Below are 17,230 nucleotides of genomic sequence, written 5' to 3'. Positions count from 1 at the left end.
CCTGCCCCATGCCCAATACATGCAAACATTATATCGATGGCCAGTGGGTCGACAGCCAGGGTGGGCGCACGATTGCGGTGATGAACCCCGCAACCGATGCCAGCGCGACAGACATGATCCTTGGCACCGCAGCCGATGTCGATGCCGCCGTGATTGCCGCGCGCCGCGCATTTGAAACCTTCTCGCTCACCAGCAAGGAGGAAAGGATCGCGCTGCTGGAGCGGATCATGGCGGAATATCAAAAGCGCATCCCCGACATAGCTTGCGCGATTGCGACCGAAATGGGCTGCCCCATCTCGATCGCGCAGACGGCGCAGGCAGGGTCGGGTCTTGGTCATCTGGCGCAGTCGCTCGCGGCGCTGAAAGACTATGAATTCAGCGAGAAAATTGGCGACAACAGGGTGGTGCGCGAAGCGATCGGCGTGGTTGCGCTGATCACGCCGTGGAATTGGCCGATGAACCAGATCGTCGCCAAAGTTGGCCCCGCCCTGGCGGCAGGCTGCACGATGATCCTCAAACCCTCCGAGGAGGCGCCCAGTTGCGCCGCGATCTTTGCCGAGATCATGCACGCCGCTGCCGTCCCGGCCGGTGTGTTCAATCTGGTGCAGGGCGATGGCGACGGGGTCGGTACGGCACTGGCTAGGCATCCCGACATCGATATGGTGAGTTTCACCGGGTCGACGCGTGCCGGAATCATGGTCGCCAAGAACGCAGCCGATACCGTCAAGCGCGTCGCGCAGGAACTGGGCGGGAAGTCACCCAACATCATTTTGCAAGGTACGCCGCTGGACATCGCTCTGCCCGGTGGGGTGGGCGGCGTGCTGCTTAACAGCGGCCAGAGTTGCGTCGCACCGACGCGCATGCTGGTGCATCGTTCCCAACATGACGAAGCGGCACAAAAGGTCGGGGCGATGTTCGCGGCCAAGAAGGTCGGCGATCCGCAAAGCGAGGGCGACCATATCGGCCCAGTCGTCAGCCAGCGCCAGTGGGACCGCATCCAGTCGCTGATCCAGACCGGGATTGACGAGGGCGCAACGCTGGTAACAGGTGGCCTTGGTCGTCCTGACGGGATGGATCATGGCAGCTATGTGCGCCCGACGGTGTTCGCCAATGTGACGCCGGACATGACGATCGCGCGTGAGGAAATTTTCGGCCCGGTGCTGGTGCTGATGCCCTATGACGATGATGAGGCAGCGATCCGCATCGCCAATGATACGCCCTATGGCCTTGGCGCCTATGTTGCGGGTGATCCGGCCCATGCGCGCAAGTTCGTCAGCCGCCTGCGGGCAGGCGCGGTGTTCGTCAATGCGGGCGGCCTTGCCTTCGACATGCCCTTTGGCGGCTACAAGCAATCGGGCAATGGCCGCGAATTCGGCCGCTTCGGGCTGGAGGAGTTTCTGGAAGTCAAGTCCGTCATCGGCGCTCTGCCGGAGGCGGTGGATTGATGGTGGCCGGGGCGTCCTGCCGCTGTCCACGCACTGCATGAAGATCGAGGACTGACGGCCGCTTCCTGCGAGCGGCCGTCAGTCCTGTAGCATCAACACTACCGGCTTGATCACCGCCCCGCTTTCCGACGCGGCAAAGGCAGCTTCCAGATCGGCAAAGGCATAGCGCTTGATCAGCTTCTCGAGCGGCAGCCGACCTTCGCGATAATAAGTGATCAGGCGCGGGATGAATAGCTGCGGGTCGATGCCCCCTTCCACCACGCCGACAATCCGTCGTCCCATGCTCATGATGGATGAAGGGTCGATCGTGAAGCCGCCCGGCGGATAAGCACCGACCAGCGCCAGCGTGCCGCGCTGTGCCAGCCGATCGACCGCAAGGCCGAGCAGCGCCGGGACGCCGGTGGTATCGGCGATATGATCGAACTGTCCGTCAAGCGCGGCCAGATCATCGCCTGTCTCGATCGCGCCCAGTTCGCGCGCGAGCGCAAGGCGGCTGGCATGGCGATCAATCACCGCAATCCGTCCCGCGCCCGCAATGACCGCCGCCATCAGGGCCGACAGGCCGACCGCGCCGGCACCCAGTATCGCAATCGACTGGCCGGGTTGCACCTGCAATGTTTCCAGCACCGTCCCCGCGCCGGTCTGCACTCCGCATCCCAGAGGCGCCAGAATGTCGAGCGGCAGGTCGCGATCGATCCGCACGACATTGTCGCTATGGGCAAGAGCATGGGTGGCAAAGGATGACTGGCCGAAGATATTGCTGCCGATCCGCTCGTCCCCACGCCAGATGGCGCCCTGCCCCGGCTGCGTTACCCCCAGAAAGTTGCGCGGCACAAATTCCGCGCAATAGCCGGGCTGATGATCGTGGCAGGCGCTGCACGCGCCGCAACTATGAAAGCTGAGCAACACATGATCGCCCGGCGCGACACCATCCACGCCTGGCCCCACGGTATCGACGACGCCAGCGCCTTCATGGCCCAATATGACGGGGAACGGGATAGGCAGCGCCCCGTCGCGCATCACCATGTCGGTATGGCAGATGCCGCAGGCATGGAGCCTTACCCTGATCTGGCCCGGCCCAGGCGCACCCATGGCCAGTTTTTCGAAACGGAAGGGGTTGCCAGCCCCCTCCACCACCGCCGCGTCGATCGCGATGCTACCCATGATCAGAATTCGAACCCGAAGCGAACATACCATTCGCCTGGACGGTTATAGGTGCCAAACATAGCCCCCGCCGCGATGTTCGACCCGCCGGATGTCAGGAAGCGCTTGTCCGTGAGGTTGGTGCCGCCCGCCGTGAGCGACCAGTGGCCGTCGGGTTCGCGATAGCTGATCGAGGCGTTCACGATGTCGGTCGATACACGCTTGAGCAGCAAGGTCCGCTGCGTATCGTTCCACGCGCTGGACGTATAGGTCCAGTCCGCCAGCAGCACCACCGATCCGCCATTGCCCAGCGTCGCTTCATAACGCGGACTGAGATTGACCTTCCATTTGGGCGTTTTGGGGAGAGATTCGCCCACCAAAGTGCCCGCCTGGAAGGGGTTGGCTCCGCCGACAGCCGCAGCCCCTGCCGACACCGACGTATATTGGGCGTCGATATAGCCGATCGCGCCGTTGATCGTCAGGCCATCGACAGGCGCCGCAACCATTTCCAGTTCGAACCCGCGAATACGCGCGTCGCCCGCATTGGCAATGGTTGGCGACGTGCCGATCTGAATATTGAGCTGAATGTCGCGATATTTGGTCGAGAACAACGCCGCATTGAGTTGCAGATGGCGGTCCAGCAGCGTCGACTTGATGCCCGCTTCCCAGGTCGTCGCCTTTTCCTCGTTAAAGTCGGGTGCGACATTGCCCTGCGGGTTGGTGAGGCGCGTGGTCCAACCACCCGTCTTATACCCCTTCGACCAGCTGCCATAGAGCATGACATCTTCCGACGGGTGAAGCTGCACCCCAACCTTGGGCGAAAAATCGCTGAATTTCTTGCGATTGACGCCAGGCGTATAGACGCGCACCGGGTTGGTCGGATCAGGATAGCTCAATCCCACCTGGCATGGGATCGGCGCCAGCGGAAACGGGCCGCCGGGGAAGATATTGCCATTGGCGTCGGCGCAGCCAAACAGCTTGTAGTTAAACCCGTTCAGTTCCTGCTGCCCGCCTTCGAACCGCTTGCGTTCATTGGTGTAGCGCCCGCCGATGGTGATGCCGATCAGGTCGATGGGCCGATAGTCGATCTGGCCGAAGAAGGCGTAATTTTTGGTGCTCAACTGGTTGGGGCCGTCCACCTGCACCAGACCTTCGCCAAAGGTCACATAGTCGTGCAGGTCGCCCGCTTCCTTGAAATAATAGGCCCCCAGCACATAGCGCAGCTTTTCATCGAACGCATTGCCGAGCAGCTGGAATTCCTGGCTGAACTGCCACTGGTTCATGGTGAAGCTGAGTTGCAGGAAGTTGAGCGGCGACCCGTCGGCATCCAGCCCTGCATTCCAGTGCAATTCACGATAGGCCGTGATCGATTTGAGCGCGACATTGTCGGCCAGATCGAAATCGACAATGCCGCTCAGTCCCCAGCTTTCCAGATTGGAATAGCTGTTGCCGCTGGCATAGCTGCGGTCCTTGTTGGCAATCAGGTAGCGGCCATCCCAGGGCAGCCGGTCATTCGCCGGGTTGCCATCGACATTCGCGCTGGCAACGCTGGCCAGCTGGAATTGCGGATTGAACTGGGTACCCGATACGCCGCACAGCGCCTGGGCGTTGCGCGCCGCAATTTCCGCGCCCGTGCTGCCGATGCAGAAATTATACAGGCCGGCAAACAGGAAGCCGGTAGTCCCGGTAGGGTCGAAGGCCGTACCGGGCAGGTTGGTCGTGCCAGCGAAATTGCCGGGTACGAATTCAGCCGTGCCGATCAGCTTGTTGGCGGACGTCCCCTTGTCCTTGCTATAGTCGCCGGAGAAGGTCGCCCGCACAGCGCCGCCATTGTCCCAGCGCAGCTTTCCGCGCAGGTTCCAGTTATCGTTGGCCCCTTCCTTGTTGGCGCTGTCATAGCCAGCGGCGGAAAAGGCGGTGAAGGGGGGCGCATTATTGGCGCGCTGGTCCGGATAGCGCAGGCGCTTGAGGAACCCGTCGCGCGACTTGATGCCAAAGGTCAAGGCAGAGCTGAGGCCATCGGTGACGGGGACGGTTACCGATCCGCGCGCCTGGAACAGATTATAACTGCCCACCGTCACATCGCCCTTCGCCTTGAACGCGTTGCCCGGATCGGCAGTGACGATGGAGATCGCGCCGCCGATCGTGTTGCGACCAAACAGCGTCCCTTGCGGCCCCTTGAGGATTTCAACCCGTTCGACGTCCAGCAGATCCTGGTTCGCGCCGACGGTACGGGCGAGATAGACGCCGTCCAGATAGATGCCGACGCCCGGATCGATGTTGAAGGCGAAATCGTCCGAGCCGATGCCGCGAATATAGGCGGACAGCACGGCGGTGGAGCCGGAGAAGGGCGTGCCTGCGTCCAGATTGACGTTGGGGGTGATAGCCGAGAGCTGCGCCACGCTGCCGACGGCCCGTTCCTGCAAGGATTCAGAGGTAAAGGCCGAAATGGCGATCGGCACGTCCTGCACATTTTCCGCGCGTTTCTGCGCGGTTACGACGATTTCGGCGATGCCGCCGCTTTGTTCGGCATCCTGCGCCATTGCTGGTGTTACGACCAGCGCGCTGGACGCCATCAGCATCGCAATCATGGACTTGCCCATCTTCATCTCCCCTGGAACATCGCGCCTGTATCGGCGGCTTGATGTCCTGATAGGCGCTATGGAGGCAAAGGTCTTGGATTCAGACGAACCTGGGATCAGGACGCAAGCGAACGCCCGTTGCTGCTGCGCCATTGGCTCGGCGCGACGCCGAAATGCTTGCGAAAACAGCGGGTGAAGAAGGCGGAATCGTTAAAACCGACTTCGAACGCTACGTCGGTAATCGTGCGCCCGTCGTCGCAAGCCAGCAACGCGGCCGCGCGTTCGAGGCGTCGCACGGTGATGAAGGCGGTCGGCGTCAGCCCGACCTGACGGACGAAATTTTTCTGCACGGCGCGCGGCGACAGGTTCAGCGCCTGGCCGATCAGTGCCGTGCCGAGATCGGGATTGCCCAGATGTTCCAGCGCATATTCAATCGGAGAGCGCAACTGATGGATGGATGGCCTTTCCAATGTGCTGCGACGGCACATCATCTGCGCCGCATCGGCCAGCAATATCCCGGCATCGTCATCCAGATGATCAAACTGGTCGCGCTGCGACCACAGGCCGTGGAGCATATGGGCCATGAACAGGACATGGGGGTTGGTGGACGGCAACAGGCAACCATGCCAGTCGCGCCCCGCAATATCATCGCCCATCATCGCAACCGGTATTTGCAGGATCAGGCAGTCGTTATACTGCGAAATGTCGATGGAATAGGGGTGGCGGTCATCGGCGATCACGATGTCGCCAACGCGGGCAATACTGCTGCGATCGCCGTGCAGCATGGTCACCGACCCGCGATGGAGCAGATGGAGCAGCAGATGCCGTTCCTCTCCATCGGTCGCGATCCGGCTGACCTGCGCCCGTTCGCTGCGCGCCCGCGCCAGCCCCACGCCGCCCAGCGACCAGCGCGCCAGATCCGCCTTGATGCCTTCGGGCGCGTGGGCGGTCATGCCGGGGAAGGCTTCGGCAACGACCTCTCGCCAGAAACGCTGGCGACGCGGTGGCGGCACCAGCCGGGTGGAAAAACGCTCGACCGCGCTCAGCGGACGCACTCCACACGATCTAGAACATCATGAGCCATGCCCTGCATCCCTCTCTTCGCCCACCGCGACGCTATTGCTGGTCGTCAGCGAGTCATCCCACAGGACGAAAAAGTATCCCAAGCATACGAAACTGGCAATATGGCCGATATATCACAGGCTACCAACGCAGCAGGCCGATCAATTCCCTGCGCCATGGCCAGAGCAGGAAGGCGTTGAGCAATAGCGTGACGATGCCGAACGCATATTCGACTACGCCCGGATCCAGCACGAAATTCCAGTAACCGATCACGACATTGAGCGGCACGCTGGCCAGCGCGGCAGGCAATACCGCCCGGTTCGCCAGCACCAGCAGCGCCACGATCACCTCCATGATCTTGATCCAGGCGAACAAGCCGCTGTGGATCAGCGCCAGGGTGAATTCCTGCGCCAGCGGCGTGTTGCCCAGCGGCTGAAGATCGAAGGGGGTGAAATATTCTATCCCCGAAAACAGGAACCACCCCCCGTAAATGATACGGGAGGCGGTATAGGCGGCCCCCTGCCCCCGCCCCTGCGCATCCAGCACGATTATGCTCAAAAGCCGCTGGGCGTGGCGTCGAGCAACATGGTCTTGGTTTCCAGATAGGCGTGCAGGCCTTCCACCCCGCCCTCGCGCCCGATCCCCGATTGCTTGAAGCCGCCAAAAGGCAGGCCGAACTCCATCTTCATGCCATTCTGCCCGAATCCGCCTGCGCGGATGCGACGGCCGATGCGATAGGCGGCATCGGCGTCATTGGTCAGCACCGATCCGTTCAGGCCAAAGGCGCTGTCATTGGCGATGCGGATTGCATCCTCCTCATCATCGGCGGGAATGAGGCACAGCACGGGGCCGAAAATTTCCTCCTGCGCGATGCGGCTCTTGTTATCCACATTCGCGAACAGGGTGGGTTCAATGAAATAGCCGCTGTTCATATGGGCAGGACGGTTGCCGCCGGTCACGAGATCGGCACTTGCGCGACCCAGCGCGACATATTCCTCCACCCGTTCCAACTGGCGCTTCATCGCCACCGGGCCAAGCTGTGTATCGGGCGCATCGCTATGGCCGATGCGGATGCCCTGCATCACCTTCGCAATGGCGTCGGCCAGTTCGTCATGACGATGGCGCGGCACGATCGCACGCGACAGCATGGCGCAAACCTGTCCGCTCATGATCGTGATGGTGTTGCCCAGAATTGCAGCGGCGACCTCTATGGGAAAATCGTCGCGCACGATCGCTGCCGATTTGCCGCCCAGTTCCAGCGTGCAGCGCGCGACCCGCCCGGCGCAGACCTCGCCGATCCGCTTGCCCGCCAGCGTCGATCCGGTGAAGGTTACCTTGTCGATGCCGGGGTTGCGGACCAGATGGTCGGAGGCGTCCCGTCCCGCCGCAACCAGATTGACCACGCCGGCTGGCACCCCTGCCGCTTCCGCCGCTTCGGCTATGATATAGGCTTCCAGCGGGGTCTCCGGCGACGGCTTCATGATGACGGTGCAGCCTGCAACCATGGCATAGGCGACTTTGGACGACATGATGCCATAGGGCGCGTTCCAGGGCGCGATCGCGGCGACAACGCCAGCGGGTTCCTGCGCCACGATCGCCGTATGGACCTGGCTCGCCGGACGTTTTTCGACAAAGGGAAAGCTGTCGGCATAGCCTGCAATCGCCATGAATGTCGCGGTCGCACCGCCAGTCATGATTGGCGCGAAGCTGGCGAGGCCACCGACCTGCGCCGTCCAGGCAGCCGACAGTTCAGGCGCGCGCTTGCCCAATTCTTCGCCCATCCGCCGCACGATCGCGCCACGCTCGGCAGGCGCCATGGTGGACCATGGGCCATCATCGAACGCCGTGCATGCGGCAGCGACGGCGCGGTCCATGTCCGCTTCGGTTCCATCGACGACGCGGGCAATAACCGCCTCGCTGTTGGGCGAAACGATTTCGATCATCCGGTCAGCCGTCGATCCGACCCACGCGCCACCAATGAACAGCTTGTCGGGATGGGCGATATGGATGTTGTCGGGAACCATGGTCTATCCTCTTCCTGGCTGGCGCACTACGCCTTTTCAGCGGCACACTATAACGGTCGTTATTATTATCGCAACCCGTTCGCTCGATTTTTAGCGCTTGACAGGCTGGGGTGGTGCCAATCAATTATATCATTCGTTACGATAAGCGCTGCGCAATGCCCACAGAGAGGAATGCCGATCCATGACCCGTCCGCAGGACATGGGCATAACGCCATCTTTTACCCCGCGGCTGATCCTGTCATTGTTCCTGTGCGGGCTGGTCCTGTTCGTCGATGGTTATGATCTGGCAGCGATGCCGCTGGCGTTGCCCCATATCGCAAAGGCACTGGACATTCCGCCCGCACGCTTCGGCTTTGCCCTTTCGGCGGTATTGCTGGGCCTGGGCGTCGGCGCGGTTTTGCTGGCGCCGCTGGGGGATCGCTTCGGCCGCCGCCGGATGATCACCCTCTCGGTCATCTGTATCGGCCTGTTGACCATGGCGACGGCCAGCGGAACGAACATCGCCAGCTTCATCATATGGCGCTTGCTGACTGGCTTGGCTCTGGGCGCATGCCTGCCCAACGTCACTGCGCTGGCCGCGATCTGGGCGCCGCCGGGGCGACGCGCAAGCACGTTGACGATCGTATCGCTCGGCATCTCCTTCGGCGCGATCGTGGCGGGCCTGATTGCGCCACCGCTGATCGCGCTGGGCGGTTGGCGCGCCCTGTTCCTGTTGCCGGGCGCAGCGACATTGCTGCTTGCGCTCGCCCTGTTCCTGCTATTTCCGCCCGAAAAGAGAGCAGAGCCCGGAACTGACGCCCGCACCGTCCGCCCGCTTGCCCGCATATTGCGCAGGCCGCTGCGGTTCCCGACGATCGTTTTTGCATTACTCTATGGTATCAATGCTTTCGGCCTCTATCTTATCATCAGTTGGACGCCGACCCTGCTGCCGCAGGCGGGCTTCACGCTGGATCAGGCCGCACGATCGATCACCATCATCCAGTCGGGTGGACTGGTCATCGCTCTGGCGCTCGCCTGGCTGATTGATCGCAACCATGCCGTGCTGGCGCTGGCGGGTGCCTATGTCACGATCATCGCGGCTTTCGCCCTGCTGGCGATGCCGTCTGCCGGGACTTTGTCGACCAACTTGCTGCTGCTGGTGGCGGGCGGCGGCATTGTCGGGGTGCATCTGTGCATCATGGCCGTCGTCACCGGCGTCTTTCCGGCCGATTGTCTGGCCACTGCCATTGGCTTTGGCGTGGCAGTCGCCCGTATCGGCGCGATCGGCGGGCCGCTGGCCGGTGGCTGGCTGATCGGCAACGGCGCGGGTCCGGAGCCCTTCTTCCTGTTCGCGATCCTGCCCATGGCGCTTTGCCTGCTGATCACATTCGCCCTGCCCGCCGCGCGTCGCGCTGGCCAGTCCGGATGCGATCACCCCTAGTCGATCAGGCGCGAACCAATGGCAAAGCGCAGCCCGACGACCCAGGCGTCGCGGATGGTCGGGTCAGCGCCGGGATTGTGGACATATTGCAGGTTGGGCTGCACGGTAAGCCATGGCGACAGCGGCGCACGATAGGTGATTTCGGCGACCGATTCGGTGCGCTGCGCGGCGCTGCTTCGGCGATAATCGGGAGATGTGGAGGCCGTCACCACCGCCAGACCAAGCTCGTCCTCCGGCCGCCCGTTTACCGCGCCTGTCCATTTTACGCCCAGACTGGCGAACCGGTCGAACATGTTGAACCGCCCGCTTGACGTCCCAAGCCGGAAGAAGCCGTCCACCTTCTCATCGCCATCGGTCATCAGCGGCATTTCCCCACGCAGATAGACCCCGGCATTGCCCCGCCCCATGCTTCCGTCCCAGGCCTCGAACGTCGCTGTGTAGCGCCAATGCCCCAGCAACAGTCGCGCGCCGGCAATCGGCACGTCGAGTTCACCGATCAGCAGCGCACCATCGCCGTTACCCAGTTTGATCGCGGTGCGGGCCGGATGGTCGGGATCGCCCGGCACCCCGTCCAATATCGCAGCGCGCACAGCCCAGCCCTCGGCCGGCTGCCATTCGACACGCGCGGCCAGCGATGTCCATGGGAAGATCGACGGACCATTGCGACCCGTCAGCGAAATATCGCTGCCGATCCCATGAGCGCTGCCGACGAAAACGCCAGCGGCGTCGAGCGCATCAAATTCCGAGTTGAGATCATATAATCCTGCCTTCAGCGACAGGCCGGGCGCGATCGTCTGGTTGATCCAGGCTTCATATAGTCTGAATGCCCGCGTCCCCGTTTCGATATTACTGACTGCGTGTACGTCCCCCACCGCGTTGGAGATCGACGCGCCATTATTGTAGAGGCCATAGACATGCGCCTCGGCCCCGCGCCAACCCAGCGTCGCCTCCAGATCAACCTCCAGCACTATGTCGAGATTATCGAGATAGCGCGCGCGCCGCTTCAACCCGCCCGCCACATTGGCCATCACTTCGCCGGTATAGGTGACCTCCAGCAGCACCGGCCCCTGCGTCTCGTCAATCTCTCCCGCCGCATGGATGTGCGAATGGGGTCGCCGCGGCAACGCATCATCCGCCGCAGCGGCCAGCAACAGAAAGGGGGCGATCATCATGATGGTAAAAGGGCCGGTACGCAGGTCATAGCAGCAGGAAGAATAAAGGTCGGGCTGCGGCGTCGATAACGGATGATCCTCGCCAGACGCCATAGTCGACTGAAAACCGACCCCATTTCAGCATGAATATGCGCCAGACCCTCAGCCACCGATTGACGCCCGGTGCAGGACGCCATAGGCGCACCGACAGTTTCAACCCACGGGGTGTCCTGGCGCTGTCAGGGCTGAGAGGCGGATCGGGCGCAGGGGGCGTCCAGTCTGCAAACCCGCGAACCTGATCCGGCTCACACCGGCGGAGGAATAGGGATATGCGTCTTTACGCCATTATGTCGCCTGCCATATCGATCGCACTGCTACTGGGTTCAGGCTACGCCCATGCGGACGACAGCATCGTCGTCACCGCGCGCGGCCGCGCAGAAGCCGAAATCCGGGTGCCCGACACGATCGCCGTCTATGGTCCCGCCGCCATCGCCGCGCAGCGCCTGACCACGATCGACGATTTCATCGCGGCAACGCCCGGCATCTTCATCATCAACGATCAGGATCCGGGCACCAACCTCATGTCCGTGCGGGGCGTATCCACCAACCGCAGCCAATCGCCCTCCATCGCCTATATTGTCGACGGATTGGCGCTGCCCGATTCCGAACTTTTCACGCTGCGCCCCTATGATCTGGCGCGGGTCGAGATTTTGAAGGGGCCGCAGGGCGCGTTGTTCGGCCGGTCGGCATCGGGCGGGGTCATCGCCATGACGACCAACGATCCCGGCCCGGACTGGGGCGGCGAAGCAGGAGTCGGGATCGGCAACGGCCTGACCTGGACCGCCGACGGCGTGGTCAATGCCCCTGTGTCGGAACAGGTGCAACTGCGCCTGGCCGGTTCCTATCGCAACAGCGACGGCTTCATCCGCAACAGCTTTCTGGACAAGAAGGTCGATGGCAGCATCAGCCGCAATCTGCGCCTGAAGGCAAAGGTTGCGCTGAACGAAACGGCGACGTTCCGCTTTCGCCTGGGCTGGGCCAACGAAGAAGGCGGGGCGGCCTATATTTCATCGGGCAATGTTACTGGCCTTCATGGCGGGCGACTGTCGGGTGCGGCATTGACCGACCCGTTCGGGGATTTTGAAGGGCGGGCATCGCGTACATGGTGGGGCGCGCAGGCCAGCTATGAACAGGAAGCGGGTGACGGGCCGCTCTTCACATGGGCTGGCGGCTATGACGATTATCATAAGGATTTCGTTGAAGAACTGGATTTTCGCAATGACAAGCCATTGACGCTGTTCGGCGCGCCATTGTTCCCGGGTGGTATTCAACCCATCTCCCAACCTGTTGATATAAAAGCCTGGACCAGCGAAACCCGGCTGACGTCACGCGGCGACGGGCCGCTGCGCTGGCATGTCGGCCTGTTCTACCAACGGCTGGAGCGCAACCGGACCGATGATTTCGGGCCGCTGCTGTTCGGCAGCGAAGCGCTGCGCGCGGAAACCCGCTCCAGCCAGATGGGTGTTTTCGGGCAGGCGAGCTACGACATTGCGCCACAGGTCGAAGCCACGCTGGCGCTGCGCTATGACCGCGACCGGCGCAAGGAAGATACGGTCGGTACTGTGAGTGGGACGACTGTCGCGCAACGTGCCCGGACGTTCGAGAAATGGCAGCCCAAACTGTCGCTCGCCTGGCGCCCGACCGATCATCTGACCGCCTATGTCACCGGCGCGATCGGTTTCAAGGCGGGCGGCTTCAACCCCCTGCCCGGCCCGACCGATGTATGGCAGGCCGTGTTCCCGGCCGAAACCACCCGCTCTATCGAGGCGGGCGTCAAGGGTGAGAGCGCGGATGGGCGCATCCGCCTGTCGCTCGCGGGCTTTATCACTGACTATGACAATTTCCAGAATACCGTGTTCCTTGGCAATTCGGTCGTCCTGTCGGTGCCACAGGTCGATGTCCACGGGATCGAAGCGTCGGCGCAGGCGGCGCTGGGCGCGGGCTTCAGCCTGGATGGCGGACTGGCCTGGACCCACAGCCGCACCGGCACCTATTTCACGCCCAACCCCACGCCAGAACCGGGTGAACCCTCTATCCTGGACATGAGCGGCAAGCGCACCCCCAACGCGCCGGACTGGACCATCAACAGCGGCATTGGCTGGCAGGGCGCCGCTGGACCTGCGACCGTCAATGTTCGGCTTAGTGTCGCCTATGTCGCACGCGTCGATTTCGAGATCGACAATATCCTCCATTCACCTGGCTACACCTCGGTTGATGGGCGTATAGGCGTCAGCCACGGGGCATGGACGTTTGACCTTTGGGCCAAGAACCTGCTCGACAAGCGCTGGGCGATCTCGGCTTTTGGCCAGCAGCAATTGCCGCTACTGCTGGGCCTTGGCCCGGATGGACCGTTCGACAGTTTCACCATCAACACCGGCCGCCAATTTGGCGCCAGCGCATCCGTGCGCTTTTGACGAAGGACATGGCGATGGGCTTTTGCGATCAGATCTGGGCGGACGTCGCCCCGTTGCGGCAGGCTATCCTGGCCCATCCATTCCTGACCGCGCTGGCAGACGGAACATTGCCACGCGACAGCTTCCAACATTATATCGTGCAGGACAGCCTCTATCTGGCTGAATATGCCCGCACATTGGCGATCGCCGCGGCCCGCGCGCCCAGTGCCGCGGGGCGGCTGGAATTTTCCGACGGCGCGAAAGTTGCGGTGCAGGTTGAAGAAGCGCTGCATCAGGCCTTCTTCGCTCAGTTCGGCGTAAGCGCAATCACAGCGCAGGGTGCCGAGCCAACCCCCTCCTGCCTTGGCTATACCAGCTATCTCGCCAGCCTGGCCGCGACCCGCAGCTATGAGGAATTGGTTGCTGGCATCCTGCCCTGTTTCTGGGTCTATTGGGAAGTCGGCTGCGCCATCAAGCCGCGCGCGGTCAGCCCCAACCCCTATGCGCCGTGGATCGAAACCTATGCCGATCCCGGTTTTGGGGGGGCGACCGACCGGGTTCGCGCGCTGGTGGACGAAGCGGCCGCCGCCACGACTCCGGCGGTGCGCGACGCCATGGCCCGCGCCTTCCGCAACGCGACCCGCTATGAATGGATGTTCTGGGATTCGGCCTGGCGGCTGGAAAGCTGGCCGGTCTGATCCGCCAATAGGCCGCTGGCCCAAGCGGGGGAGCATGGCCCATTCTGGCGTCCGGCATATTGCGGCGGATGGACTGGGCGTTCGCCTCGATCAAGCGAGTGGATGCGGGCAGACAGGGCATATTGCCCTGTGTAAAGAAGCGTCATGACACAGACGAACCCCCTGCTCGATTCCGGCCTGCACCCGCGTTTTGGCGACATTCGGCCCGACCATATCCTGCCCGCCGTCGAAACGGCGATTGCCGATCATCGCGCCGCGATGCGGCGCTGTGCCAGCGCGCAAGGCTATGACGCGATCTTTCTGGCGAAGGATCGCGCCGATGCCACCCTGTCGCGGGTATGGCAGACCGTGTCCCATCTGGTCGGGGTCGCGAACACGCCCGAACTGCGCGCAGCGCATGGCGACGCGCAGCCGATGATCGACAGCTATTTTGCCGAAGTCGGGCAAGATCGCGCGCTCTATGACGCGCTGGCCGCCATCCCGCGCGACGGGCTGGACGAAGCGCAGGCACGCGCGCTGGCGCTGACATTGCAAGGGTTTGAGCTGTCTGGCGTGGGCCTGGACGGCGCGGAGCGGGAGGCCTTTGCCGCCAACAGCGTGGCACAGGGCCGATTGGCGACCGAATTTGCCAATGCGGTCATGGACGCGACCGAAGCCTGGACGCTGCACATCACCGACCCCGCCCGACTGGCAGGCGTGCCGGAAAGCGACCGCAACGCCATGGCCCGCACGGCGGAGGCGAAGGGCCTGGACGGCTGGCTGATCGATCTTCACGCGCCGTCGGTGCGCGCGATTACCGGCTTTGCCGACGATCGCGATCTACGGCACACCGTTTATGAGGCCTATGGCACCCGCGCCTCCGATCAGGGGCCTCATGCCGGGCAGTTCGACAATAGCGACCGGATTACACAGTTGCTGGCGTTGCGGCAGGCGGCGGCGGGGCTGTTGGGCTATGCCGACCCTGTCGCCTTGTCGCTCTCCACCAAAATGGCGCGCGATGGTGAAGAAGTCGATGCATTTCTGGTCGATCTTGCCCGGCGCGCCCGCCCCCATGCGGAGCGGGAACTGGCCGAACTGGCGAAATTTGCGCAGGCGCAGCTGGGTATCGACCGGTTGGAGCCTTGGGATATCGCCTATGCGACCGAGCGAATGCGGCGCGCGGTCCATGCCCTGGACGAGGCGGAAATTCGCGCACATCTGCCGCTCGCGCGTATATTGGACGGCCTTTTTGCTCTGGTCACCGAACTGTACGGAGTGGACATCCGACCAGCCGACGGCGCGCCGGTCTGGCATGAGGATGTGCGCTATTTCACCGTGCATGATGCCGATGGCGTACCGATAGCCGCGCTCTATTGCGATCTGTTCGCTCGCGCTGGCAAGCGTGGCGGAGCATGGATGGACGTGTGTCGCCCACGCTTGCGCGAAGCCGAGACGGTGCACATTCCCATCGCCTATCTGGTGTGCAATTTCGCCAGCGGCAGCGCGGATCGCCCGGCGCATCTGACCCATCAGGAAATGGTGACCCTGTTCCACGAAATGGGCCATTGCCTCCATCATCTGCTGACGCAGGTGGATGTGCCATCGGTCGGTGGCATATCGGGCGTCGAATGGGACGCGGTGGAACTGCCCAGCCAGTTCATGGAGAATTTCGCCTGGGAACCAGCGATGTTGCGGCGCGTGTCCGCGCATGAGGAAAGCGGCCTGCCACTGGACGAAGCCATGATCGCAAGGATGCTGGCGGCGCGGCGTTTCATGGGCGCGGTGGCGCTGCTGCGGCAGGTCGAATTTGCCTTGTTCGATCTGCGCCTGCACCAGTCGGCGGCGCAAGAGGATGGCCCGACAGTGCAAGAAATTGTCGCTGCCGTGCGCCAGGATGTGGCAGTGATCCACCCTCCGGCATGGCATCGCTTCTCGCACAGTTTCAGCCATATTTTTGCGGGCGGTTATGCCGCTGGCTATTACAGCTATTTGTGGGCCGAACGCCTGTCGGCCGACGCCTTTGAAGCCTTTGCCGAGGATAAGGCAGATCGCGCCGCGCTGGGCGGCCTGTTTCGCGACCATGTTCTGGCGCGCGGCGGATCGCGCCCGGCAATCGACAATTTCGTCGCTTTCCGCGGACGTCAACCCGATTCCGCCGCCCTGCTGCGCGCGCTGGGACTGGCGGCGTAAGGCTGGGGGCAGGCTTTCGGCTTTGACGAAGCCAGTACCCGGTTAGCGGCAAATAGTCGATGCCGTCGGGACTCTGGATCGCCTTGTTGCTCTAATGCCTCCCCAGCCATTTCGCCGTGCGAGACCAAGGGCCGCTGGACACCAGCGTCTTCAATTCCGATGTCAGCATCTCGACCCAGCTTTGCACCAGAATGCTGTCGCGCAGATCCCGCAACGTCGCCAGACCGACTTGCGATCGCAATATTGGCCGCTCTATGCGGTGCGCCGTCACCAGACCTTCGGCCATGGCTGTTTGCAAAGAGAGTTCCGCAGTGATCGAGTAGCCCAGGCCTTCGCGCACCAACTGTCGGGTCAAGGCCACGCTGTCGACTTCGAGCACCACGCGCAGCTTTGTGCTGTGCTGGATTGCAGTCTGCTCTATGAGCCTGCGATTGCTGTGCGGCATGGCGGGCAGGATCAGCGGCAGTTCCGCCAGTTCGCTAAAGCGCAGGGTGCGCGGGGTCTCATGCGGCGGAGCGACTAGCGCCATGGGTTCGCTGAACAACGGAATGATGTCGAAGGCTTCGAGCAACGGTTGGTTGTAGACGACTGCGGCCTGCACGCTGCCGTCCAGCAACCATGTCTGCAATGACGTGCTCAAACCCTCCCTTACATAAAGGGTCGCCTTCGGCCATCGCTCGCGAAACCGTCGGATCAACGCCGGTCCGATTGCATGTCCGATCGCGGGCGTGAGCCCGACCGCCAAGCGCCCGCGTTCCTGCGCATCGTCATCGCGCACGACGTCGGCGGTTTCGTGCAGGTAATGGAGCATGATTTCGGCGCGATCGAGCAGTCGGGCGCCAGCCGGCGTCAAAGCGACGCCGCGGCCGTGCCGAACGAACAGCGCGACCTTCAATTCCTCCTCAAGCCGCGCGACCTGGCGACTGAGAGCCGGTTGAGCAACTCTCAACTCCTCGGCCGCCCGGCTGAAGCTCCCCGTGTGGGCGACCATTCTGAAGGTACGAAGTTCGCGAAAATCCATTCAATCCATACAGCAGAATGTATGAGCTATGTCGATATGGCATATCAAAGTATAAAAAAAAG

12 protein-coding genes and 1 riboswitch are annotated in these 17,230 nt (G+C 62.7%); of the genes, 5 read left to right on the top strand and 7 right to left on the bottom strand.

What is annotated here, in order from left to right; translation table 11 throughout:
- The first annotated feature begins 8 nt into the window (after nt 1–8).
- Entirely contained in the window at nt 9–1,445 is a 1,437-nt protein-coding gene (locus tag IWY39_RS22415) for an aldehyde dehydrogenase family protein (RefSeq protein ID WP_107124578.1), read from the top strand.
- A gap of 78 nt (nt 1,446–1,523) precedes the next feature.
- On the opposite strand, the gene IWY39_RS22410 is transcribed toward IWY39_RS22415, so the two are convergent.
- From IWY39_RS22410 to IWY39_RS22390, 5 genes are all read right to left on the bottom strand, one after another.
- Entirely contained in the window at nt 1,524–2,609 is a 1,086-nt protein-coding gene (locus tag IWY39_RS22410; RefSeq protein WP_107124577.1) for an NAD(P)-dependent alcohol dehydrogenase, read from the bottom strand.
- A gap of 2 nt (nt 2,610–2,611) precedes the next feature.
- Nucleotides 2,612–5,197 carry a TonB-dependent receptor gene (locus IWY39_RS22405; protein WP_107124576.1) on the bottom strand — a complete coding sequence of 862 codons (2,586 nt, stop codon included), beginning with the start codon at nt 5,195–5,197 and terminating at the stop codon, nt 2,612–2,614.
- Nucleotides 5,198–5,286: 89 nt separating this feature from the next.
- On the bottom strand, nt 5,287–6,225 hold the full coding sequence (locus IWY39_RS22400; protein ID WP_107124575.1) for an AraC family transcriptional regulator: 939 nt from the start codon (nt 6,223–6,225) through the stop codon (nt 5,287–5,289).
- A gap of 148 nt (nt 6,226–6,373) precedes the next feature.
- On the bottom strand, nt 6,374–6,778 hold the full coding sequence (locus IWY39_RS22395) for a hypothetical protein (RefSeq protein WP_229380623.1): 405 nt from the start codon (nt 6,776–6,778) through the stop codon (nt 6,374–6,376).
- 8 nt (nt 6,779–6,786) lie between these two features.
- On the bottom strand, nt 6,787–8,256 hold the full coding sequence (locus tag IWY39_RS22390; RefSeq protein ID WP_107124573.1) for an aldehyde dehydrogenase: 1,470 nt from the start codon (nt 8,254–8,256) through the stop codon (nt 6,787–6,789).
- A 181-nt stretch (nt 8,257–8,437) separates the two neighbouring features.
- Here IWY39_RS22390 and IWY39_RS22385 point away from each other — a divergent pair, with 181 nt between their 5' ends.
- Nucleotides 8,438–9,676 (top strand): MFS transporter, encoded by a 1,239-nt coding sequence (locus IWY39_RS22385; protein WP_107124572.1) that lies wholly within the window; start codon nt 8,438–8,440, stop codon nt 9,674–9,676.
- Here IWY39_RS22385 and IWY39_RS22380 read toward each other — a convergent pair.
- The gene (locus IWY39_RS22380) at nt 9,673–10,848 is read right to left on the bottom strand and encodes a carbohydrate porin (protein ID WP_229380622.1); all 1,176 of its coding nucleotides are present in this window, start codon (nt 10,846–10,848) and stop codon (nt 9,673–9,675) included. The genes IWY39_RS22385 and IWY39_RS22380 overlap by 4 nt on opposite strands.
- 190 nt (nt 10,849–11,038) lie before the next feature.
- A riboswitch (TPP riboswitch) is annotated at nt 11,039–11,166 on the top strand.
- On the opposite strand from IWY39_RS22380, the gene IWY39_RS22375 reads away from it, so the two are divergent.
- The 3 genes from IWY39_RS22375 to IWY39_RS22365 all read left to right on the top strand — a co-directional run bounded on the left by IWY39_RS22375 (nt 11,157) and on the right by IWY39_RS22365 (nt 16,147).
- A complete protein-coding gene (locus IWY39_RS22375; RefSeq protein ID WP_229380621.1) occupies nt 11,157–13,301 on the top strand; it encodes a TonB-dependent receptor in 2,145 nt (714 codons plus the stop codon). Its footprint overlaps the riboswitch before it by 10 nt.
- An 8-nt stretch (nt 13,302–13,309) precedes the next feature.
- The gene (gene tenA, locus IWY39_RS22370; RefSeq protein ID WP_107124569.1) at nt 13,310–13,978 is read left to right on the top strand and encodes a thiaminase II; all 669 of its coding nucleotides are present in this window, start codon (nt 13,310–13,312) and stop codon (nt 13,976–13,978) included.
- Nucleotides 13,979–14,122: 144 nt separating this feature from the next.
- Complete coding sequence (locus tag IWY39_RS22365) at nt 14,123–16,147, top strand: M3 family metallopeptidase (protein ID WP_107124568.1); 2,025 nt, start codon at nt 14,123–14,125, stop codon at nt 16,145–16,147.
- Between the two features lie 91 nt (nt 16,148–16,238).
- Here IWY39_RS22365 and IWY39_RS22360 read toward each other — a convergent pair whose 3' ends face one another.
- Nucleotides 16,239–17,138, bottom strand: coding sequence for a LysR family transcriptional regulator (locus IWY39_RS22360; protein WP_196871717.1), 900 nt, complete (start codon nt 17,136–17,138; stop codon nt 16,239–16,241).
- Nucleotides 17,139–17,230 lie beyond the last annotated feature (92 nt).

It is taken from the genome of Sphingobium sp. JAI105 (assembly GCF_015752145.1).
Taxonomy (GTDB): domain Bacteria; phylum Pseudomonadota; class Alphaproteobacteria; order Sphingomonadales; family Sphingomonadaceae; genus Sphingobium; species Sphingobium xenophagum.
The sequence above is the reverse complement of the archived record's forward strand: the minus strand, read 5'-3'. Positions and strand labels throughout refer to the sequence as shown.

Coding starts and splice junctions, on each gene's coding strand:
- tenA (WP_107124569.1), top strand. CDS start 13,310: ATGGCGATGGGCTTTTGCGATCAGATCTGGGCGGACGTCGCCCCGTTG.
- IWY39_RS22360 (WP_196871717.1), bottom strand. CDS start 17,138: ATGGTCGCCCACACGGGGAGCTTCAGCCGGGCGGCCGAGGAGTTGAGA.
- IWY39_RS22375 (WP_229380621.1), top strand. CDS start 11,157: ATGCGTCTTTACGCCATTATGTCGCCTGCCATATCGATCGCACTGCTA.
- IWY39_RS22390 (WP_107124573.1), bottom strand. CDS start 8,256: ATGGTTCCCGACAACATCCATATCGCCCATCCCGACAAGCTGTTCATT.
- IWY39_RS22380 (WP_229380622.1), bottom strand. CDS start 10,848: ATGATGATCGCCCCCTTTCTGTTGCTGGCCGCTGCGGCGGATGATGCG.
- IWY39_RS22410 (WP_107124577.1), bottom strand. CDS start 2,609: ATGGGTAGCATCGCGATCGACGCGGCGGTGGTGGAGGGGGCTGGCAAC.
- IWY39_RS22415 (WP_107124578.1), top strand. CDS start 9: ATGCCCAATACATGCAAACATTATATCGATGGCCAGTGGGTCGACAGC.
- IWY39_RS22365 (WP_107124568.1), top strand. CDS start 14,123: ATGACACAGACGAACCCCCTGCTCGATTCCGGCCTGCACCCGCGTTTT.
- IWY39_RS22405 (WP_107124576.1), bottom strand. CDS start 5,197: ATGAAGATGGGCAAGTCCATGATTGCGATGCTGATGGCGTCCAGCGCG.
- IWY39_RS22385 (WP_107124572.1), top strand. CDS start 8,438: ATGACCCGTCCGCAGGACATGGGCATAACGCCATCTTTTACCCCGCGG.